Origin of the sequence: Alcaligenes parafaecalis (assembly GCF_026344135.1) — a bacterium.
GTDB lineage: Bacteria > Pseudomonadota > Gammaproteobacteria > Burkholderiales > Burkholderiaceae_B > Alcaligenes > Alcaligenes parafaecalis.
The window spans coordinates 1-19,930 of sequence record NZ_JAPKNA010000001.1; the positions used below are offsets into that span (position 1 = coordinate 1).

The 19,930-nt window shown below is 55.0% G+C and carries 16 protein-coding genes and 3 tRNA genes; 9 read left to right on the forward strand and 10 right to left on the reverse strand.

All coding sequences use genetic code 11. The annotated features are described in order from the left end of the window. Positions 1 to 399: 399 nt before the first annotated feature. Entirely contained in the window at positions 400 to 1,980 is a 1,581-nt protein-coding gene (locus OSH09_RS00005; protein ID WP_266119742.1) for a phytoene desaturase family protein, read from the forward strand. Positions 1,981 to 1,986: 6 nt separating this feature from the next. Here OSH09_RS00005 and glcC read toward each other — a convergent pair whose 3' ends face one another. Next, a complete protein-coding gene (glcC, locus tag OSH09_RS00010) occupies positions 1,987 to 2,751 on the reverse strand; it encodes a transcriptional regulator GlcC (protein ID WP_266119743.1) in 765 nt (254 codons plus the stop codon). 275 nt (positions 2,752 to 3,026) lie between these two features. Between glcC and glcD the strand changes: the two genes are divergently transcribed. Genes glcD through glcF form a run of 3 tightly spaced genes read left to right on the forward strand, consistent with a single transcriptional unit; the run spans position 3,027 to position 6,816 of the window. Next, positions 3,027 to 4,526 carry a glycolate oxidase subunit GlcD gene (gene glcD / locus OSH09_RS00015; RefSeq protein WP_266119744.1) on the forward strand — a complete coding sequence of 500 codons (1,500 nt, stop codon included), beginning with the start codon at positions 3,027 to 3,029 and terminating at the stop codon, positions 4,524 to 4,526. Continuing rightward, complete coding sequence (gene glcE, locus OSH09_RS00020; protein ID WP_266119745.1) at positions 4,526 to 5,611, forward strand: glycolate oxidase subunit GlcE; 1,086 nt, start codon at positions 4,526 to 4,528, stop codon at positions 5,609 to 5,611. The genes glcD and glcE overlap by 1 nt, the downstream gene beginning before the upstream one ends. Continuing rightward, entirely contained in the window at positions 5,596 to 6,816 is a 1,221-nt protein-coding gene (gene glcF / locus OSH09_RS00025; protein ID WP_266119746.1) for a glycolate oxidase subunit GlcF, read from the forward strand. Before glcE ends, glcF begins: the two co-directional genes overlap by 16 nt. Before the next feature lie 352 nt (positions 6,817 to 7,168). Here glcF and OSH09_RS00030 read toward each other — a convergent pair whose 3' ends face one another. Both OSH09_RS00030 and trhA read right to left on the reverse strand, forming a co-directional pair. Continuing rightward, positions 7,169 to 7,603 (reverse strand): hypothetical protein, encoded by a 435-nt coding sequence (locus OSH09_RS00030; RefSeq protein ID WP_266119747.1) that lies wholly within the window; start codon positions 7,601 to 7,603, stop codon positions 7,169 to 7,171. 85 nt (positions 7,604 to 7,688) lie between these two features. Further along, complete coding sequence (gene trhA / locus OSH09_RS00035) at positions 7,689 to 8,309, reverse strand: PAQR family membrane homeostasis protein TrhA (RefSeq protein ID WP_222668629.1); 621 nt, start codon at positions 8,307 to 8,309, stop codon at positions 7,689 to 7,691. 315 nt (positions 8,310 to 8,624) lie between these two features. Between trhA and OSH09_RS00040 the strand changes: the two genes are divergently transcribed. After that, a complete protein-coding gene (locus OSH09_RS00040) occupies positions 8,625 to 9,626 on the forward strand; it encodes a DUF1176 domain-containing protein (RefSeq protein ID WP_266119748.1) in 1,002 nt (333 codons plus the stop codon). A 100-nt stretch (positions 9,627 to 9,726) separates the two neighbouring features. On the opposite strand, the gene OSH09_RS00045 is transcribed toward OSH09_RS00040, so the two are convergent. Beyond that, a tRNA-Thr gene (locus tag OSH09_RS00045) sits at positions 9,727 to 9,802 on the reverse strand. 111 nt (positions 9,803 to 9,913) lie between these two features. Here OSH09_RS00045 and OSH09_RS00050 point away from each other — a divergent pair. Continuing rightward, complete coding sequence (locus OSH09_RS00050; RefSeq protein WP_207875683.1) at positions 9,914 to 10,297, forward strand: MAPEG family protein; 384 nt, start codon at positions 9,914 to 9,916, stop codon at positions 10,295 to 10,297. A gap of 110 nt (positions 10,298 to 10,407) precedes the next feature. Here the strand turns inward: OSH09_RS00050 and OSH09_RS00055 are convergent, their stop codons facing one another. Together OSH09_RS00055 and OSH09_RS00060 are read right to left on the reverse strand one after the other, a co-directional pair. After that, entirely contained in the window at positions 10,408 to 11,496 is a 1,089-nt protein-coding gene (locus OSH09_RS00055; RefSeq protein WP_266119749.1) for an AI-2E family transporter, read from the reverse strand. Positions 11,497 to 11,666: 170 nt separating this feature from the next. Beyond that, complete coding sequence (locus OSH09_RS00060; protein ID WP_266119750.1) at positions 11,667 to 13,244, reverse strand: Na/Pi cotransporter family protein; 1,578 nt, start codon at positions 13,242 to 13,244, stop codon at positions 11,667 to 11,669. Positions 13,245 to 13,462: 218 nt separating this feature from the next. On the opposite strand from OSH09_RS00060, the gene OSH09_RS00065 reads away from it, so the two are divergent. After that, positions 13,463 to 14,146 carry an IrmA family protein gene (locus tag OSH09_RS00065; protein WP_266119751.1) on the forward strand — a complete coding sequence of 228 codons (684 nt, stop codon included), beginning with the start codon at positions 13,463 to 13,465 and terminating at the stop codon, positions 14,144 to 14,146. 55 nt (positions 14,147 to 14,201) lie between these two features. On the opposite strand, the gene OSH09_RS00070 is transcribed toward OSH09_RS00065, so the two are convergent. Then, positions 14,202 to 14,277: transfer RNA gene (locus OSH09_RS00070), tRNA-Asn, on the reverse strand. Between the two features lie 547 nt (positions 14,278 to 14,824). Between OSH09_RS00070 and OSH09_RS00075 the strand changes: the two genes are divergently transcribed. Further along, positions 14,825 to 15,967: a porin gene (locus tag OSH09_RS00075; RefSeq protein ID WP_222668614.1), complete on the forward strand. Its 1,143-nt coding sequence runs from the start codon at positions 14,825 to 14,827 to the stop codon at positions 15,965 to 15,967. A 253-nt stretch (positions 15,968 to 16,220) separates the two neighbouring features. Here the strand turns inward: OSH09_RS00075 and OSH09_RS00080 are convergent. Next, positions 16,221 to 16,296, reverse strand: a tRNA-Asn gene (locus OSH09_RS00080). Positions 16,297 to 16,710: 414 nt separating this feature from the next. On the opposite strand from OSH09_RS00080, the gene OSH09_RS00085 reads away from it, so the two are divergent. Beyond that, on the forward strand, positions 16,711 to 17,631 hold the full coding sequence (locus OSH09_RS00085; RefSeq protein ID WP_207873734.1) for a DMT family transporter: 921 nt from the start codon (positions 16,711 to 16,713) through the stop codon (positions 17,629 to 17,631). Positions 17,632 to 17,649: 18 nt separating this feature from the next. On the opposite strand, the gene OSH09_RS00090 is transcribed toward OSH09_RS00085, so the two are convergent. Then, complete coding sequence (locus OSH09_RS00090) at positions 17,650 to 18,879, reverse strand: patatin-like phospholipase family protein (RefSeq protein WP_266119752.1); 1,230 nt, start codon at positions 18,877 to 18,879, stop codon at positions 17,650 to 17,652. Between the two features lie 122 nt (positions 18,880 to 19,001). After that, complete coding sequence (locus OSH09_RS00095; RefSeq protein WP_266119753.1) at positions 19,002 to 19,907, reverse strand: LysR family transcriptional regulator; 906 nt, start codon at positions 19,905 to 19,907, stop codon at positions 19,002 to 19,004. Positions 19,908 to 19,930 lie beyond the last annotated feature (23 nt).

The following is a 19,930-nucleotide window of genomic DNA, read 5'->3' on the forward strand; positions in this document are numbered from 1 at the left end:
GCGGCCAAATCGTACAGACACCATCTGCTGCCTGCAGAGTGATTGTTCTGCTACTGTCCTGTCTGTAGCACAGGCTCAGCTCCCCTGGACTGATCAGGGCAGGGCCACGACGGCCTCTTCAGCCCGTTCTGGGCACACTTGTCCTCCCCTCTTTACAAAACTCCTCCTCGCTGCTGCTATCTACATGGGGGTCGCTCTGCTCTTGATACCCTCAGCATTTGCCGCTGGCTGTCTTTAAATCCACTTGGTTTGACTAGCGTAGTCATTACTCAGATAGCTTCACCCCTAATCTGATTGGCACCAGCTTATACGCCCGCAATCCTTCGCTTAAATTCCTACTCAGTTCTCCCTTTGCACCGTAGAATACGGATAAATACTTTAGAACTAAAGGAGTTGCCCGTGAGTGCAGAGACAGTAGTAGACGCGATTGTGGTTGGGGCAGGGCACAATGGCTTGGCAGCAGCAGTTGAATTGGCCAGCCGCGGCTGGAAGGTTCAGGTTGTGGAGGCCAAAAGTTCGGCGGGTGGTGCAGTTAGCACTCAAGAGTTGACCTTGCCTGGTTTCAAGCATGATGTCTGCGCCATGAACCTGTCCTCCTTTGCGGGCTCTGCGTTTTTCCAGCGTCATAAAGATGCGCTCAGCCGTCATGGCCTGGCTTTCGTTCCTGCAGAACATTGCTTTGCCAGCGTGTTCCGGGATCAAAGCTATTTGGGCGTCAGCACAGATCTGGAAACGACCTTGAATCGTATCCGGGCGGTCTCTGAAAAAGACGCTCAGGCTTGGCAAGCCATGCTGGGCGACTTCCAACGTAAAGCTCCTCATCTGTTTGCTGTGCTTGGCAGCCCTATGCCTTCCTGGGGCCTGATGAAAAGCGCCTGGAAGAGCTGGCGCGAGCTGGGCAAGGATGGCGTCGCAGAGTTGATGCAATTGCTGCTGGCGACGCCTCGTGATTTTCTGGACCGTCATTTTGAGAGCGATTCCTTGAAAGCCATGATGGCAGCCTGGGGGCTGCATGTGGATTTCACACCAGATACGGCAGGCGGTGCTCTGTTTCCTTATCTGGAGTCCATGGCCAACCAAGCCTTTGGTATGGTGATCGGCCAGGGCGGGGCAGATACGATTATCCGCGCCATGACGAGCTTGTTGCAGGAACTGGGTGGGGAGTTGTTGTTGAATGCCCCTGTGCAAACGATAGAGCAAGAGAATGGTCGTGCCAGTGGTGTTGTTCTGGCCGATGGTCGCCGTCTGAAAGCACGCAAAGCGGTGATCGCGAATCTGAATCCTCAGCTAGTTTTTGGTCGTCTGGTGCAGTCCGCTGCCGTTCCCAAGGATTATCAGAAGAAGGTAGATGCCTTCCGCCCCGGTTTGGGCACCATGATGATTCACTTGGCGCTGGATGGTCTGCCTGACTGGAAAGCGGGTGCCGAGCTACAGCGTTTTTCCTATGTACATCTGGCACCCGACATGGCAATGATGAGCCGAGTCTATGCCGAAGCGGCTGCTGGCTTATTGCCTGCAGAGCCTGTTCTGGTCGTTGGGCAAGGTACGGCGCTGGATCCTTCCCGGGCACCAGAGGGCAAACATACTTTGTGGATTCAGGTGCGTGTTCTGCCTGCACAGGTTAAGGGCGATGCCTCAGGCCAGATAGCAGCAGGAGATTGGTCGCAGCTTAAAGACGTCTATGCGGAACGTGTCTTGGACTTGCTGGAAAGCTATGCTCCCGGCCTGCGCAGCAAGATTCTGGCCCGCCACGTGATGTCGCCTCAGGATCTGGAGCAATTCAATGCGAATCTGATTGGTGGTGATAACCTGTCGGGCAGTCACCATCTGGATCAGAACTTTTTCTTCCGTCCTGTGGCTGGTTATTCCAAATACAAGACGCCGATCAAGGATCTGTATTTGTGTGGCGCCTCGACCTGGCCCGGTGCAGGGACAGGGGCGGGATCAGGTTATATGTTGGCCAATCTTCTGGCGAAATAAGCTCGCCTACAAGCCATTCAGGCGCTGGCGGGCATGTTCTAGCCGTAATTGCTTGGCCTCCAGTTCCTGAAGCTGCCTGCGTATTCCATCAATATGTTCTTTCGCGGCCCGCCGTGCCAGGTCCGCTTGCCCTTGAGTGACGGCATTACACAAACGAGCATGTTGCCTGTCCAGCTTGCGTTTGGAGTCATGATCGGGATACAGGTGCTGCACGGACAGGCGCACCGTGGACAGCATCAAGTCGTTGAACAGGCTGATCATGTGCACCAGAACGGGATTGTGCGAGGCCTCACAGATTGCCAAGTGAAAAGCATGGTCAGCTCGTGCAATTTGCTCGGGGGCCGCGTTTTGCGTTTGTAGATCCTCCAGCTCCTGAAAGCGCCGTCGAATCATGATGTGATCGGCTTCAGTGCCTCGGGAGGCGGCTAGTTGGGCTGCTTCACGTTCCAGTAGCTCACGGACTTCCAGCAAATCATAGAGAGTGCGCCCCTGCGCTTGCAGCAAATGCTCCAGCGGTTTGCTGACGGCTGAATCAATCAGGTTGGTCACGAATGAGCCTTTACCGTGCTGGGTTTCAATCAAACCACGGACACGGAGTATCTGCAGGCCCTCTCGCAGAGCAGATCGCGACACGGTCAGTCTTTGTGTTAATTGCCGCTCGGATGGCAGTGATTGTCCTGGTTTCAGAACACCATCCATAATCAAGGATTCAAGGCGTTGGGCGACCATTTCCGCGGTGGCTTCCAAACGCTTGGGATGCTGGGTCTTCATGTGTGGCTTGTCTCCAAACACCGGGACTTCTGTATTTCCATGCCTGACTGATTCCAATGTGCTTTAAAACCCATTTTCGTGTCTGGTCAGACTAGTTCCATGTTTATGGAAATAATAGCAGGCTGATTATCTATCTGGCTGATTTATAAGTATAAAGATAAACCCTGATAGGCACTTAGGGTAAAAACTGGTCAGACCAGCATCTCCGTGGCTGGACAAGCCCGCCCTCATCAAAGACCATCCGCTGTAGGAGACTTTAAAAGACAGGAGGCGTGATGAGCTTGCGCTATGACGAAAAACTGGATGGCGTGCTGCCCCGCGTGGACAAGATGCAGCTACTGAGCCGTCTGCGTGATGATATTCCCGGCCTGGATGTGCTGCACACCGATGAGCAACTGCATCCCTATGAATGCGACGGACTAAGCGTCTACCGCAGCAAACCTTTGCTGGTCGTGCTGCCACGCAATGTGGAGCAGGTGCAGGCAGTGATGCGCTTGGCCCATGAAACAGGCGTGCCCGTTGTCGCCCGTGGTGCGGGCACAGGCTTGTCGGGCGGGGCCATGCCCTTGGAGCAGGGTATTTTGTTGGTGATGGCGCGCTTGAATCAGATCCTGGATCTGGATCCGGTCGCTGGCGTTGCCCGGGTACAACCCGGCGTGCGTAATATTGCGATTTCCCAGGCGGCTCAGCCGTTCGGGCTGTATTACGCACCGGATCCTTCTTCGCAAATTGCCTGTTCGATTGGCGGTAATGTGGCCGAGAACGCTGGCGGCGTGCACTGCTTGAAGTATGGTCTGACGGTCCACAATATCTTGCGTCTGGAAGTGATCACTGTCACTGGAGAGCGTTTGACGCTGGGCTCAGAGGCCCTGGATTCTCCCGGCTTTGATTTGATGGCTTTGTTTACCGGCTCCGAAGGGATGCTGGGCATTGTCACGGAAATTACCGTCAAGTTGTTGGCGCGCCCTCCCTGTACCGTGGTGCTGCTGGCCAGTTTTGATGAGGTAGAAAAAGCCGCTGATGCTGTCGCGCAGATTATTGCTCAAGGCATTGTGCCCGCAGGCTTGGAGATGATGGATCAAATGTCCATCCGTGCGGCCGAGGACTTTATTCACGCAGGCTATCCCGTCGATGCCCAGGCGATCTTGCTTTGCGAGATTGATGGTGCTCTGGAAGATGTACAGGACGATGTGGCTCGTGTGGAGCAGGTGCTGTTCAAGGCCGGGGCTCAAGAGGTACGAGTCGCCCGCGATGAGCAGGAGCGGCAACGCTTCTGGGCCGGACGTAAAAATGCCTTCCCGGCTGTGGGGCGTATTTCCCCTGATTATTACTGCATGGACGGCACGATTCCGCGCCGTCAGTTGGCCTATGTACTCAAGAAAACCGCCGAACTTTCTGAGGAGTATGGCTTGCGTGTCGCCAATGTTTTTCATGCGGGCGATGGCAATATGCACCCCTTGATCCTGTTCGATGCGAATGAGCCGGGTGAGCTGGAGCGCGCCGAAGCCTTGGGCGGCAAGATTTTGGAGCTATGCGTGGAAGTAGGCGGCACGATTACCGGCGAGCATGGCGTGGGACGAGAAAAAATTAATCAGATGTGCGTGCAGTTCAATGAAGACGAGCTGCAGTTTTTCCACGCGATCAAAGCGGCTTTTGATCCTAAAACCATGCTGAATCCCGGGAAAAATATTCCTACGCTGCATCGCTGTGCCGAAATGGGCGGTATGCATATCCATCACGGGCAACTGCCTTTCCCTGAGTTGGAGCGCTTCTGATGAGTACCGTAGAACATAAGAGTCAGGATCGCAGCGCTGAATTGCTGGAGCAGGTTCAAGACGCTTTGGCAACTAAAACGCCCCTGCGTCTTGTAGGCGGCAATACCAAAGCCTTTCTGGGCCAAGCCGTTCAAGGGCAAGACTTGAGCTTGGCGGGCCATGAAGGTGTCGTCGACTATGACCCGGCAGAGCTGGTGGTGACGGTGCGTGCAGGCACATCCTTGCAAGCACTGGAGGCGGTCTTGAACGAGCAGGGTCAATGTTTGCCTTTCGAGCCACCCGTGTTTGAGGGGCGGGCCACTGTGGGCGGTGCGACAGCCTGTGGCTTGTCGGGACCGCGCCGCCCCTGGGTGGGTGCCTTGCGTGACTATGTCTTGGGCTGCCGTCTGATTAGTGGCATGGGCACGCATATGCGCTTTGGCGGTCAGGTCATGAAGAACGTCGCTGGTTATGACGTATCGCGCTTGATGGTCGGTGCCCAAGGTTCTCTGGGCGTGATTACCGAAGTGTCCTTCAAGGTACTGCCGCGTCCACGTAGTCGAGCGGGTCTGGTTCTGGATGTGGCTCAGCACGAGATGGCGGGACTACTGCGTACCTGGCGTGATCAAAGCCGCCCCATTACCGGTGCTGCTTGGCAGGATGGTCGTTTGCATTTGCGCCTGGAAGGTGGCGACAGTTCTGTGCAACTGGCTCAGGAGCAGATCGGTGGGGAAGCTTTGGACCTGTCGTATTGGAATGATTTGTGCGAACAGCGCCTGGATTTTTTCAAGCAACCCGGCACCTTATGGCGAATTGCCTTGCCGGTTGATGCGCCGGTACAGACATGGCCGGGTGCCATGCTGGTCGATTGGGGTGGGACACAGCTTTGGCTGAAGTCCGATGCCTCTGCCGAGCAGATCCATGCACAGGCGCAAGCGTTGAAGGGCCATGCCCGTTGCTGGTCGGGCGAGGGCGCCGGGCAAGATGAATTGCCCGAGTCTTTGCTGATGTGGCATCAACGCTTGAAGCAACAGCTAGACCCTGCTGCCATTTTCAACCCTGGCCGTTTATTTCCCTCGGTGGAGTCCACATGCAAACACAATTGACACAATGGGCTCAAGAACTGCCGCAGGCCGAGCAAGCTCAGGCCATTTTGCGTTCCTGCGTGCACTGCGGATTTTGCAACGCCACCTGTCCGACCTATCTGGACCAAGGTAACGAACTGGATGGTCCCCGTGGCCGTATCTACCTGATCAAGATGTTCCTGGAAGGGAAGGCAACCTCGGAGCTGACCCAGCATCACCTGGACCGCTGCCTGAGTTGCCGTAACTGTGAAACCACCTGTCCGTCGGGGGTGAAATATCACAACCTGCTGGATATAGGCCGGGCTGCTTTGGAACCCAAAGTAAAGCGGCCTTTGAAGGACCGCGCCATGCGAGTGGCATTGACGCAGATTCTTCCTGAACCTGGCCGAGTCGGCGCTTTGCTGGGGGTAGCGCGAACCATGCGCCCCTTGCTGCCGTCCTCCCTGCAGGAAAAAATTCCGCCCAAGCAAAATGCAGATTTGACGCGGCCTGCGCAGCGGCATGACAAGCGCGTCCTGATGCTGGAAGGCTGTGTGCAGCCAGCAATGGCACCGTCCATTAATGCCGCTACCGCCCGTGTGCTGGACCGCTTGGGAATTAGCGTCACCCCCATTGCCCAGGCCGGTTGTTGTGGCGCTTCGTCCTTTCACTTGGGCGCCCAAGAACAGGGACTGGAGCAGGCACGTCGCAATATCGACGCCTGGTGGCCGCAGATCGAACAAGGAGCGCTGGCGATTGTGCAGACTTCCAGCGGTTGTGGGGCCTTCGTCAAAGAGTATGTAGACCTGTTCAGGACTGATCCTGCCTATGCAGAACGCGCTCGTCGTGTCAGTGAACTAGCCAAGGATCTGGTTGAAGTGCTGGAGGAGCAGCCTTTAGAGGAGTGCCTGAGCACGCAAACTCGCCCACGCTTGGCTTTCCATTGCCCGTGTACTTTGCAGCATGCGCAGAAGCTGGGTGGGCGAGTTGAGGCTGTGTTGACTCGTCTGGGTTTTGATCTGGGGGCGGTGCCTGATAGCCATTTATGCTGCGGCTCGGCTGGTACGTATTCACTGACCCAACCTGAAATTGCTGGACGCCTGCGGGACCGCAAGATGGACGCGCTGGAAAGCAGCAAGCCTGATCTGATTGTCACGGCCAATATGGCCTGCGGGAATCATTTGAATGGGGCAGGCCGGACTTCGGTCAAGCATTGGATTGAGTTGGTGGATGAGTTCTTGAACTAGGAAAGAGCCGTAGCCAGATAATCTGTATAGAGGGGGCAAGTTGCCCCCTCTAATTGTTTGAGTGTCAGAGGGCGTTTTATGTTTCCGGTGCAATCCAAGGCTGCGGCACGTTGTTTTGAATGATGAGCCGCTGTCAGGGTAGTGTGCGGCAGGGGAGTAGCGAGTCTGTCTGGGGCTCTGGCATTACCCTGCCGGTTTCGGCCAATGTGCACACCGAGTTTCATTTTGGCGAGGGCTTTTATTAGTTGTCCCTTCGGCTTGCCGTGCAGGCCTCATTGAGTGAATTCCTGCATGACATGCTGCTTAATGGCCATCTTCCCAATTTCAGCGAAGCTTTGCGCTGTCCGAGTATCTATCGCAGTTCCCGTACTTTGCAACGAGTTTTCCCCAGTTCGTCTTCTTTGCAAGAAGTGGCAGCGGGGCCGTTGGAATCAAAATAAATCCCCATATTGTCTTTCTTGTTGTCGGGCGGGCCGAAGCGATTGGACGCTTTATTGTTCTGGTCAAACTGAGGGCGGTGGTTACGCTCTAGCTGTTGTTCGCGGGCGGCTTGGCGTGCCTTCTCCTCATTGTTCAAAGCCTTTTGGAAGTTTCGGCTGAACTCTGAATCAAGGGCAGGGTCTTTCGACTTGGTCGATGCCGGGTTTGCTCCGTGAGGTGCAGTTGAAGCTGAGCGTAGATTTCTAAGATCCTCAGCCGTGACGGACAGATTGGGAGAAGCCGCATGGCTGGCCACAGCCAGGAGACTGAGCAAGCCAATTGCAATGGGATTCAGGTATTTGCGCATCAGAATTTACTCGATGTGGATGTGGCTTGATTATTTGTCTGGCCCGTAGGGGCTTGTATTGCGTACTGATACCCTGTGCTTGGCTTTACATGACGACATACCGGGCGATGGCAAGAAAATGCGCTGCGCTGCCAGCCAGGACAAATAAATGCCAAATACCGTGCCAGTGCCGAAAGCGCTCGTCAAACACAAAGAAAACAATCCCGGCAGTATAAATCGCCCCACCTGCCGCCAGCCAGGAGAATCCCTGCGAACCCAGACCGGATGCCAATGGCCCCAGTGCGATCAACACAATCCATCCCATAAGGGCATAGATCACTAGCGACAATATGCGAGCAGGCGAACGAGGGCGGATATCCTGAAGAATGCCAATCAGCGCCAAGCCCCAGACCACGCCGAACAGAGTCCAGCCCCAAGGGCCACGCAGCGTGACCAGGCAGAACGGCGTATAGCTGCCAGCAATCAGCAAATAGATGGAAAAGTGATCCATCTTGCGAAATACGTTCTTGGCCCGTCCCTTGAAGCAGTGATACAGGGTCGAGATCAGGTAAAGCAGAATCAGCGTGGCGCCATAGATTGCCGTACTGGTGATGCGCCAGGGGTCTCCGGTAAAACTGGCCATGACCAGCAGCCAGGATACGCCGCCAACAGCCAGAACCGCGCCGACCAGATGTGACCAGGCATTGAAACGCTCACCGTAATACATGATTCTCTCTTCTCTCCGAACAGGCGGCATCCAGATTGCAAGACTGCTGCCGTAACCGGGAAAGCTTAGCGCATAAATCAAGATTTCGTACGGGTAGCTGGTTTGTCATTGACCTACATTAATGCGCTGCTTTGGAATGACGAATAGCTGGTCTCTGTGCTCAACAAACAAGCCCCGGAAGGGGCTTTTTTATTTGAGGTGCCCAATAGCATACAGTCGAGTAAATTATGCGTAACAAAACAATAGGGAGTAGAGGAAATGAGTAGGCAGAAACAAGCTCGCAGTGCATTTTGCTCGGCACAAACGGCAACCCTGTTGCTGGCACTATGTATGGGAAGTGCAGCAGCTCATGCTGCGGCAGTCACGTTTTCTCATAAAGATTGGGACCTGAGCTGCGATAACACCTTAACGTGCCGTGCGGCCGGTTATGCGGCTGATGGCGAAGAGCAGGGTTCAACGGTGTTGTTGACTCGCAAGGCTGGCAGTGGGGAGCCGGTGGCAAACAAAGTCATGCTTGCTCACTATAGTGATGCCCAGTGGCAGGAAGGCTCACCTCCAGAATTGATCATTGCTGGTCGTAAAGCAGGCTCATTGAGTTTTTCGGGTGATGAGTCATGGCAAATGGATGGGGCACAGTTAAGCCGGTTTCTGACAGCGTTGAAAAAAGACGAAGCCATTTCTTTTCGTCAGAGTGGCAGTACTTATCTATTCTCAGGCGCAGGCTCAAGTGCCGTCTTGTTGAAAATGGACGACGTCCAAGGGCGTGTAAATACGCCAGGGGCCATTTTGCGTAAAGGAAAGGGGAGTGAGTCTTTGGTAAAGGCACCTATTGCTGCGCCAGTTATCACCCGCGCCCCGGTCATGGATAAAAGCCTGCGCCCCATGACAGCGCGAGAGGACGCCTTGATAAGGCCTGTGCTTTTGAAGGTACTGGCCGCTGATGAAGAACAATCCTGCAGTGATGACATCTTGTCTGAGCCATGGGGAATCGCACGGCTGAATCAGCAGTACTCCCTGGTTGGCGCGCCATGCTGGCTAGCTGCTTACAACGGCGGGTCGGCCTATTTTGTTATCAAGAACAATGTGCAGTCTGATCCGGTGCTAGTGAGTACGGGCGCTACTGATTACGATAGTGGAACCATTTCGTCCAGCATGAAGGGCCGTGGGCTGGGTGATTGCTGGAGCTATGAAGCATCGGTCTGGGATGGAACCCGTTTTGTTGAAAGCGAACGTGGTGACACCGGGCGCTGCGCTCTGATTCGAGCGGGAGGTGCTTGGAATATTCCGGAGCATGTCAGCCAAATTGTTGAGCCGTGAGGTTTCACAAAAACAGGCTATCAAATGTGTCTGGTATGAAGAATCTAAACCATTGATTTGATTAATATTGATTATTTTATTTCAATGGTTTTAGATTAGCTGGTGCCGATGAAAGGAATCGAACCCTCGACCTTCTCATTACGAATGAGCTGCTCTACCGACTGAGCTACATCGGCTAACCTAAGACGATAAGTATATCCTGTTTTTTTCGGGTTTGTAAATTCTGCGCGCGCATTTAGGGTACGGCGTGCTATGTTGAATGTTTTCAGCCTGTGAAGGGGACGATGATGCTGGGGATCAAGATCAGTTTGGTGGTAGCGGCTTTCTTGCCTTGGTTGGCGGCGATTTGTGCCAAAGCGGGGGCGGCGGGATTTACGAATCATGACCCTCGTCCGTGGCTGGCCAGTTTGACGGGCTGGCGTGCTCGGGCCAATGCAGCGCAGGCGAATGCGTTTGAGGCTTTGCCCTTCTTTTATGCAGCAGTCTTGCTGGCGTTGTGGTCGGGGGCGGATGCGCTGCGGGTCCAAAGCCTGATGATTTCCTGGATTGTGCTGCGCGTGTTGTACGTGCTGATGTACATATTGAACAAGGCTACCTTGCGCTCGCTGGTCTGGTTCCTGGCGCTGGCCGTCAATATCTGGATTGTGTTCCTGCCTGTGTTGCGGACCTAAGAAAAAGAATAAGGGCTTGTTCTGTGCTTTTGAAAAGCAAGGAACAAGCCCTTGGGGTTTGACGCGATCGGTGTCAGTGATTCGCAGGCCAGCATGATGCTGGCCTGTTTTTATTTGGCGGTGTTTTCTTGTTCTTCAGCTTCCACACGGGCGCTGACCGCCGAGGGGAACAAGTCCCAGCAAGCGATGAACATGGCAGCAATCAGCGGGCCAATCACAAAGCCGTTCAGGCCGAAAATCGACAAGCCGCCCAGGGTGGAGATCAGGATGACGTAGTCCGGGATCTTGGTGTCTTTGCCTACCAGCAGGGGGCGCAGGAGGTTGTCTACCAAGCCAATCACCAGGATGCCGAAGGTGGTCAGAATGATGCCGGGGACATAGTGGCCCGAGACGAAGAAGTAGATGGCTACTGGGGCCCAGATCAGGGAGGCACCTACCGCAGGCAGCAGGGACAGAACCGCCATCAGCACGCCCCAGAACAAGGCTCCCTGAATGTCCAGGAACCAGAACATGATCCCGCCCAGCGCACCTTGTGTGGCTGCTACCGCGATATTGCCTTTGACGGTGGCACGCACCACGGTCGTGAACTTGCGGAACAGGTGGGTCTTCTGGTTCTCGCTCAAGGGGATCAGTTGGCGATAGTGGCGGCCTAGTTCCACGCCGTCGCGCAGCAGGAAGAACAGCATGTACAGCATGATGCCCAGGCTGACCAGGAACTGGAAGGTGTTCTGGCCTACGTTCAGCGCTTGCTTGGTCAGGAATTGACCGCCCTGGACGGCAAATTGCGAGAACTTCTCTTGCAGGGAGGCAGAGTCATGCAGGCCAAAACGGCCAGCAAATTCATGCACGCTAGGGGGCAGGGCATTCAGAATCTTTTGCAGATAGGCACCGGGATTCAATTGCCCGCTATTCATCAAATCGTACAGAGAGGCGATTTGTTGAACCAGGGAAATGGAAACCAGAATGACCGGAATAATCACGATCAAAATAATGATCAGCAAACTGATCAGGGCTGACAAGGATCGTCGGCCTTTGGTTTTAGCCAGCAGCTTGCGCTGCAAGGGGGTGAACAAAATAGCCAGAACGGCACCCCAGAATACGGCGCCATAAAAGGGAAGAAGTATCCAGACAAAGGCAGCGGATACGGCGGCCAGCAACAGCAAAAAAGTATGGAATTGTAGATTTGGCCGGGTGGACATGGAGTTTTTCCATTAGCGTGAACTTGAGCCGATTGTAAGGGGGAATCCTTACTATGGGCGTGAATCTTGGTATCTGTTTATTGAGTTTCTAGCAGCTTTAAAACACGTCTGTTTTATATATTCTTTTCATATGAGTTTTATGCTGCAAGTGGGGCGTACGCCCCATCGTGTCACGGTTTGGGTCCGCGAGCCAGTTGTAAATAATGACTGCTGCGCCAGACGTGTTGGCTGCTGCGCTCGAACCAGCGGTGCGTGTCTGTGATGCGCAAGGTGCGCGAGACATCATCATGGCCTTGTGGCGCGGCCAGAAGCTGGCTGCGAACAGTGTTTAATCGTTCAGCCAGGGCTAGGGTTCTGGCTTGTATTTGTTCCAGCCAATCAGCGGGGGCTTGGCCGTGCAGGCCTTGTTGTGCCAAGGTGTTCAGCTCTGTGGCCAGGGTTTGAGCTTGCTGGTAGCGGCTGTCGTGCAGATCTGTGCCAGGTTGGTGTTGCAGACGGCCGCGCAGACGCTGCATGTGGTCAATGGTGTGCAAAAGTGCACTGATACGGGCGGCAACGGCGGGATCATCTGCAGCGCTGGGGATACGCAGTACAAATTCGTAGGCTTGATCCAGTACGGTCTCGATTTGCTGCAGGTCGGCGGCAGCAGTGCTGGGGCGGCTCATGTTCAGGCTGTGCTGATACAGGTTCAGCAGGCGTTGGGCCAGCTCTTCCAGTGTGCGTTGCGTAGTTTCCAGGGCCAGGGCCGGCACTTGCAACAAGCTGTCGTCCAGGTGGTGCTGGGGGCGGGCAGAGCGATCCGGCACCAGGTGCTGCACCCAGCGGGCAAACTGCTGAGTAAAGGGCAGGCACAGGGCCGCGCCCAGGCCGATGAACAGGCTGTGGAAGGCCGCCAGCCCCAAGGCGCCGGGCGGGACGTTGATATACGAGCCTGTGGCGTACATGGCCTTCAGGAACAAGGGAAGGATCAGTAGCCCTAATAAACCCGCAATGACGTTGAACAGGATGTAGGCAATGGCCGTGCGTTTGGCATAAATAGTGCCGCCTATGGCAACCAGCACGCCGGTCAAGGTGGTGCCTATGGATGCGCCCACAACAATGGCGGCGGCCTGATCAAAACTGACGGCACCGGCATCCAGAGCAGTCAAGGTCATGGCGATAGCGGCGGTAGAGGATTGCAGTACAGCGGTCAGGGCCAGGCCGGTCAGCATGATCAGCAGGTGGGAGCCGTAACCGCCCGCAGGCAGGTGGGCCAGGCTGAAATTGGCCGCCAGCCCCTGCATGCCTTCTTGCAGCATGCCCAGCCCCAGGAATAGCGTGCCAAAACCGGCCAGAGCGCGGCCCAGTTCTTTGTATCGACCCGGGGCCAGCAGCTTGAGCAGGGCACCAAGACCAATCAGGGGCAGGGTGTAAAAGCCCAGATTTACTTTCAGCCCCAGGCCGGAGATGATCCAGCCGGTAGCGGTATTGCCCAAACTGGCGCCGATGACTACGCCTATTGCTTGTGTAAAGGAGATCAGGCCCGCGCTGACAAAACCAATCAAGGTGACGGTGGTGGCCGTAGAGGATTGGGCCAGGGCGGTAATCAGTGCTCCGGAGGCAAAGGCCTTGACGGGCCTGCCGGTAAAGGCGAGCAGAATTCGCTGTAGGGAGCCGCCCGCAAAAGCCACCAGGCCTTCGGACAACAACATCATGCCAATCAGAAAAAGGCCAAGTCCCCCCAGGAAGGGGAAAAGAGTATCAAGCATAAAAAAGGGCGAATTACGAAGGGGTTGGTGTGCCCGTAATAAACAGGCATTCGTGCCGGGGGCATTGGATGGTGCATTATCGCCAGTTACCGGGGGTATGGGATGAATTTATTGAGTCCCCGATCGGGAGTGTGGGGAAGCTCGTTTTTTAGAGTACCGACGTGCAATTTTTTTGTGTATAAGAGCGCTTGGGTTTATATCGCAAAAGGGAGAGGGACGTGGTTTTTCGTAAAAGCGTAACGCTGGCAGGTGCCGCCTTGTTAATGGGGAGCTTGATGTCGGGGCAGGCTCAGGCAATTCAGATGTGGCATTCCGACACGGTGTGGGCGAATCAGGGCATGTGTGCGGCGAACTTTACTTTTGACAGCGGTCTGGACCGTGTGCAGCAGTTGAAGGTCTATATTCAGGTACTGGATAAAAAGAGCAATAAGGTGGTGGCCCAGGATGTGATTGAGGTCGATGAGTTCGGCGGCTCTAACGCGGATCGTTATGCCACCGGCTATTGGCACAGCGAAATCGCCTGCGATGATGATTTGCGTTTGGTGGTGACGCAGGCCAATGCCGTGGTTGATGACGAACGTATGGACTTGCTGGCCAGGCAAGCTCTGGATATTCGCCCGTTTGTGCCGTATGAAATCACCATTCAGGCGCCAGCAAGGGCGCAGGCTGCTCGTCCTGATGCCTGCTCGGCTGCCAAGTTCAATGTTCAGGCGGTGATTCAGGATAAGGACGGCTATAGCAATGTGCGCGCTCAGCCTAATGGCAAGAGCGATGTTATTGAAAAGCTGTTTGATAATGAGCCGTTCTATACCTTTGAACAGAAAGGTAATTGGTGGCAGGTGTGCACACCGAGCGGGCAGGTCGGGTATCTGTATCACGACCGTATCCGACAGCAGCGATAAGATGCATCAGACGTAGAAAAGCCCAGCTACTTGCGTAGCTGGGCTTTTGTATTTTTGGCTCCCCGACCAGGGCTCGAACCTGGGACCTGCGGATTAACAGTCCGTCGCTCTACCGACTGAGCTATCGGGGACCAGCAAAGAAAATGATTATAGGGTGAAGCTATCGAGATTGTAAAGCAGTATTTTTCGAGAAACCTATTTTCATATACGCAAAACGGCTTGTGACCTTGGCAATAGGCGTAAATCCTGATTTTTTTGTTGGGAACATACCGTCTGGTCAATAAGGTCTATGGGCCTGGTTTGTAGCAAATGGTTGCAAGCCTTTTGTTTATTGGCTTTGCGCATGATTAGCCTGTTTTTTGCTGAATTCTCTGTGGGTGAAAAACTAGGGAAAATGCGTAGGAGACCCAATAAACACGCTGGATTTGCTTTATTGACATCAATATTGTTTATGTCTGAAATATAAATGCTTGCAGTATATGTCCTTCAACTATCAAGCCCCTTTCAATCCCTGTTTCAGGGCGGATCGGTTAAGGAGTTTTGCTTCAAGAAATAGGAGGGAGTGCCGTGGCCTGGCATCGGGGAGTCATCCCTGAGGACAGCATGGCCCAGCACTTGAATATGAGTCGGACAACGATAAGAAATCCGGCATTCAGACGTTTACAGAGAACAGAGAACATGAAAAAAACTATCTTGGCAGCCTTGTTGATGCCTGTATTGGCGGTCCCCGCTTACGCGGCATCGAATGTGACCTTGTACGGCGTGCTTGATACCGGCTTGGGTTACGAACAATGGAAGGGTAGCGACCTGAAAGGCGGCGCAGAAAAACAAAGCCGTTTTGGTTTGTATGACCAGGGTTGGATGGGTAATCGCTGGGGCCTGATGGGCAGCGAAGATCTGGGTGACGGTCTGAAAGCCAACTTCATGCTGGAAAGCGGCTTTGATCTGAGCGATGGCAATACGCGTCAGAACCGCTTGTTTGGTCGCCAAGCCACCTTGGGTTTGAGCGGTGATTCCTGGGGCCGTGTGGATCTGGGTCGTCAAACCACCATCACGTCCTTGTACGTAGCCGGTGTGGCCAGCCCCTTTGGCGGTAACGGCTACCAGTACGGTGTGGGTGCGGCATTTGATTCGGCCAACACGGTTCGTTATGACAATATGCTGGCCTACCAAAGCCCCGAGTTCTCGGGCTTCCAGTTCGGTGCTGGCTACTCCTTCAATACCAACGGCACACAAAAGTGGAATCGTAGCGGTTTGACGGGTAATGCCATCAATAGCGACGAAGCGAACGTCAAAGCCTTCACCGTCGCCATGCGCTACACCAATGGCCCACTGAAAGCGGCCTTGAGCTTTGACCAGGCACGTTATGGTTCTGCTCGTGAGCAGGGCGGTAACCTGGTTGCGGCTGATAACGGCAACGTCAGCGCCTGGAACCTGGCTGCCAGCTACAAATTCAGCTTTGCCACCGTACACGCTGCGTTTGGCCAAAGCCGTAATGGTTACATCGGCGGCTCCCTGCAAACCGAACAGTTCGGTCCTGGCCTGCATAAAGACCTGAAGGTCAATACATACGCCCTGGGCGTGACGGTTCCTACGGGCAAGGCCGGTTCCGTTCTGGCTTCCTGGACGATGGCTGATCCACGCTCCACCCCACGTAGCACCGATGATGCCAAGACTCAGCACGTCTTTAGCGCTGGCTACCTGCACAACCTGTCCAAGCGCACCAATCTGTACGCGATTGGTTCCTACGCTCGCAACATCGGCTACTACAGCGATCTGAAGAGCACGGTTGCCACGGTCGGTATCACGCACCGTTTCTGATCTTTCTGACTGATTCTGCCAGTCCCGGGTCGACGTAGTGCGTTAGCAGCGGCGGCATCGTCCCGGGCAGGGGCTAGGTCAGGGGAAAAGAGCCACAGCGGGGCTGCATCAACATGCAGTCCCGCTGTCTTTTTTGGGTGTTTTTTGTCCAAATGTTAGCGGCACCGTTTTTCGTGATGGGAAGGGTGCGTTTTTCGAGGACAAAAAAAATCAGCCCAAAGCAAATGCTATGGGCTGATTTCGATGGTTTTCTTGGCTCCCCGACCAGGGCTCGAACCTGGGACCTGCGGATTAACAGTCCGTCGCTCTACCGACTGAGCTATCGGGGACCAGAGAAAAAGAATATAGCACGTATTTTACGAAATGTGCAAGTTTTCATAGAGGGAAAGCACAAAAGTTTGTACTGATTCGGTCTGTCTTGCGGGTATTTTCGAGCTAAGTCATTGTCTTTATTGAGCTAGTCCTGCTAAAGCCGCTTTGGCTGTGCTTGCAACGCTTGTTTGCTTTTTTGTCTGCTTGGTGACTGAGTGTGACGCAGCTCATTGGCATTCCTCAGTTGGCAGAACCTGAGGCCGCTGATGATCCGTAGCAGGGCGGGTGTGCCCACTCCTTTGCGTGCAACATGGCCGCCGTCCGGGGCAAAGAGTAGAATCAAAAACTTATTGCCTTTATCGACTCTTTTTTTCCGTCAGGGCCAGCGGCTTTTTTGCTGACCATCTTGCCCTGCAAAGTGATGAATCCCCATGCAAGCTAGTCAAGGCCCCAGTGCGCAGCGCAGTTCGTTTTTAATTGGACTGGCGTTATCGGGGGGCGGCTCTATTCTTTTCTCCGCCAAAGCGGTGGTTGCCAAACTGACGTACCAATACGATGTCACTGCGCTGACCGTGATTGGGTTCCGAATGCTCTTGTCGCTGCCGTTTTTTCTGGCCATTGCCTTATGGCAGATCAGAAAGGTACGCCAAGGCAAGTTGGCCGCGCTGACGGGGCGCCAAAAGCTGGAGCTGGTGGTGCTGGGTTTCCTGGGGTATTACCTGGCCAGTTTGCTGGACTTCATTGGCCTGGAATATATTTCGGCGGGGCTGGAGCGGCTGATCCTGTTTTTGTCGCCCACTTTTGTGCTGATGTTCTCCGCCATCTTCCTGAAACGACGGATTCTGCCCAAGCAGTGGTTAGCGCTGGCGTTGGCGTATCTGGGGGTGGGGCTGGTCTTTGTGCAGGACTTGAGCCTGACCGGGGATGATGTGCTGCTTGGAGCGCTCTGCGTGCTGGGCTCGGCTATTTCTTACGCTATTTATCTGATCGGCTCGGGTGAGCTGCTCAAGGCGATTGGCTCCACACGGCTGGTGGCCTATGCCATGTCTTTTTCAGCGGTTTATACCCTGATTCACTTCTTTGCGGTCTTTGGCTGGCAGGGGCTGGTGCAACCTGCTCCTGTATATGGCTTGTCCATGATTCACGCGGTCTGCAATACGGTCTTGCCGACCTTCATGACCATGTGGGCAGTGGAGCGTGTAGGCGCACCGATGAGCGCTCAAATGGGCCTGATTGGCCCGGTCTCGGTCTTGTTCCTGGCGAACTGGTTTCTGGGAGAACCCATTACGGCCATGCAGTTGCTGGGCACGGCCTTTGTGCTTAGTGGCGCGATGGTTCTCAGCCGCCGCTAAGTCCAGATACAGGCTGGCCTACTTGCCGTTGCTCGCCAGCCTTTTTTCGATCTCTTCGCGGTGTACGTCGTAGGTGGTAAAGCCTGCCAGGTTTTCCGGCATATTCAGCTTGTCACGGTGAATCAATGTTTGGCGGATATCATCCAGGCCACTGCGCCAGTGTTCGCGCATGGTGATGCGGCCAAACTGATAGTCCTTGTAATGCTGTTCGTAAGGCTGATTACGGTAGATCAGGTGCACGACGTTGTAGCGCTTGCTGCTGGCCAGTTCTTCAGCCAGGCGGCAAGGGAGCAGATCTTTGCGTTGATCTTCCGGGATCAGGGCAAGCAGCTCTGACAGGATATGGCGCATGTACTGCGAATGGCGCATGTCTTCCGTCACCATACGGGTACGGCTGGAGTAACGGATCTCGTTCAAGCGGTCGCTGACTTCGCCCATATTGTTGGGCACCGGGCCACGCGCACTCCACAAGTCCACTTGAAAAACCAGGGTGTCCCGACGAGGCGACTGGTCCAGCACATAGGACAGGGGCGTGTTGGAGACCAGGCCGCCATCCCAATAATATTGACCATCAATTTCTACGGGTGCAAAAGCCGGGGGCAGGGCGCCGGAGGCCATGAAGTGCTCGGCCCGCAAGGTGGTGCGATGGTTATCAAAGTAAACAAAGTTACCGGTGCCCACATTGACGGCGCCGACCGAGATGCGCTGGCGCTTGTCGTTGATGCGATCAAAGTCACACAAGCGTTCCAGTGTGTCTTTCAGGGCACTGGTGTCGTAGTAACTGGCGCCTTCGGGCACGCCTGGTGTGGCTTGCATCGGTGGGGGAAAACGGGGGCGGAAAAAGCCACGCTGCCCCAATACCAGCGCATTGCTGGCATTGAAGGCGCTGATGGCCTCGCGCATGACATCGTTGATGCCAAACAAGGCATGTTCCAGGCAGGCGGGTGCCGACCAGCCAAAGTAGGGTTCGCAGATGGTGTTCCAGAACTCCCGCAGGCGCTCTACCTGACGCTCGGGCGGGTTGCCCGCAATAATCGCTGTATTCAAGGCACCAATTGAAATGCCGGACAAGCAGTCTGGTTCAATGCCCGCTTCCAGCAGACCCTCGTACACACCGGCTTGGTAAGCACCCAGGGCACCGCCACCTTGCAAGACCAGGGCTACGGTTTCGTAGGGGGGCAGATAGGCAGGGCGGGCAAAGTCTGTGGTGTCTTGCGCTTGTGGCGTAGGAACAGATGAAGTGTTCATGGCATCGCTCGGTTCAAGAGGTGGGCAGGAGATCGGGACTTATGATCCCTTCTGTTTGTGCTGCACTGCAGCAAGAATAGCATTGCTGCGGGTGTCAACCATCTTCAGAATGCAAACTTGCGTCAAGTTTTGAGCGATGAAGCGCAGGCGGGAGGGCTTTGCAAGTGGTCGGCGAAGGCGCTTAATACCTGGCTGCGATAGCGTTCTTTATGCAACACCAGGGACAGGCGGCGCTTTAAATCCAGAAATGGGGTGTCCAGAATACATAGTCGCTGATTGGCAACAGCGTCCAGGGTGGCAGCTTGGGGCAGGCAGGCCAGACCCAGCCCGGCGATGACGGCTTGCTTGATCGCTTCCACCTGGCCCAATTCCATCAGCACATGGCCACCGGGCAGCACGTTCAGGGCCTGCTCTGTCAGGGCGCGTGAGGCCGAGCCGCGCTCACGCATAATCCAGCTCATCCCGGCAAAGTCTGCCTTCTCCAGCGTGGTTTTGGTCGCCAGTGGGTGATCGGGGGCGGCGCAGACCACCAGCGCATCTTCGCGCCAGATCCAGGTTTCCAATTGCGGATGGTTCACCGGGCCTTCCACGCAAGCAATGTCACAGCCATGCTCCAGCAATTGATTGATGATGTTTGCCGTGTTGTCCACCGACACATGCAAGGAGACACGAGGGTGTTGGCGCACAAACTGGCCCACCAGATCTCCAATTAAATAATTGCCGACGGTATTGCTGGCCCCGATGCGGATCTCGCCGCGCAGTTCACTTTCTTCCTGCTGGCTTTGCATTTCCCGCAGGCGCTCCAGAATCTCGCGTGCGTGCGGCAACAATTGTTTGCCGCGGCTGGTGAGCTGCATGCGCCCTGGTGTGCGTTCAAACAAGGGGCAGTCAAGCTGCTTTTCCAGCTCGGCCAAGGCCATGCTGGCGGCGGGTTGGGACAAGTGAATCTCGGCTGCGCAGGCGCGCACGGTGCCTAGGGTGGCAATACCGACAAACACTTCCAGTTGTCTGATGCTGATCGCATTCATGATAAATAAAATTGATACTTACG

Excerpts from the sequence above, each read along its gene's own strand:
- glcC (WP_266119743.1), bottom strand. The coding sequence starts at position 2,751 with ATGAAGACCCAGCATCCCAAGCGTTTGGAAGCCACCGCGGAAATGGTC.
- glcD (WP_266119744.1), top strand. The coding sequence starts at position 3,027 with ATGAGCTTGCGCTATGACGAAAAACTGGATGGCGTGCTGCCCCGCGTG.
- glcE (WP_266119745.1), top strand. The coding sequence starts at position 4,526 with ATGAGTACCGTAGAACATAAGAGTCAGGATCGCAGCGCTGAATTGCTG.
- glcF (WP_266119746.1), top strand. The coding sequence starts at position 5,596 with ATGCAAACACAATTGACACAATGGGCTCAAGAACTGCCGCAGGCCGAG.
- OSH09_RS00030 (WP_266119747.1), bottom strand. The coding sequence starts at position 7,603 with ATGCGCAAATACCTGAATCCCATTGCAATTGGCTTGCTCAGTCTCCTG.
- trhA (WP_222668629.1), bottom strand. The coding sequence starts at position 8,309 with ATGTATTACGGTGAGCGTTTCAATGCCTGGTCACATCTGGTCGGCGCG.
- OSH09_RS00050 (WP_207875683.1), top strand. The coding sequence starts at position 9,914 with ATGCTGGGGATCAAGATCAGTTTGGTGGTAGCGGCTTTCTTGCCTTGG.
- OSH09_RS00055 (WP_266119749.1), bottom strand. The coding sequence starts at position 11,496 with ATGTCCACCCGGCCAAATCTACAATTCCATACTTTTTTGCTGTTGCTG.
- OSH09_RS00060 (WP_266119750.1), bottom strand. The coding sequence starts at position 13,244 with ATGCTTGATACTCTTTTCCCCTTCCTGGGGGGACTTGGCCTTTTTCTG.
- OSH09_RS00075 (WP_222668614.1), top strand. The coding sequence starts at position 14,825 with ATGAAAAAAACTATCTTGGCAGCCTTGTTGATGCCTGTATTGGCGGTC.
- OSH09_RS00085 (WP_207873734.1), top strand. The coding sequence starts at position 16,711 with ATGCAAGCTAGTCAAGGCCCCAGTGCGCAGCGCAGTTCGTTTTTAATT.
- OSH09_RS00090 (WP_266119752.1), bottom strand. The coding sequence starts at position 18,879 with ATGAACACTTCATCTGTTCCTACGCCACAAGCGCAAGACACCACAGAC.
- OSH09_RS00095 (WP_266119753.1), bottom strand. The coding sequence starts at position 19,907 with ATGAATGCGATCAGCATCAGACAACTGGAAGTGTTTGTCGGTATTGCC.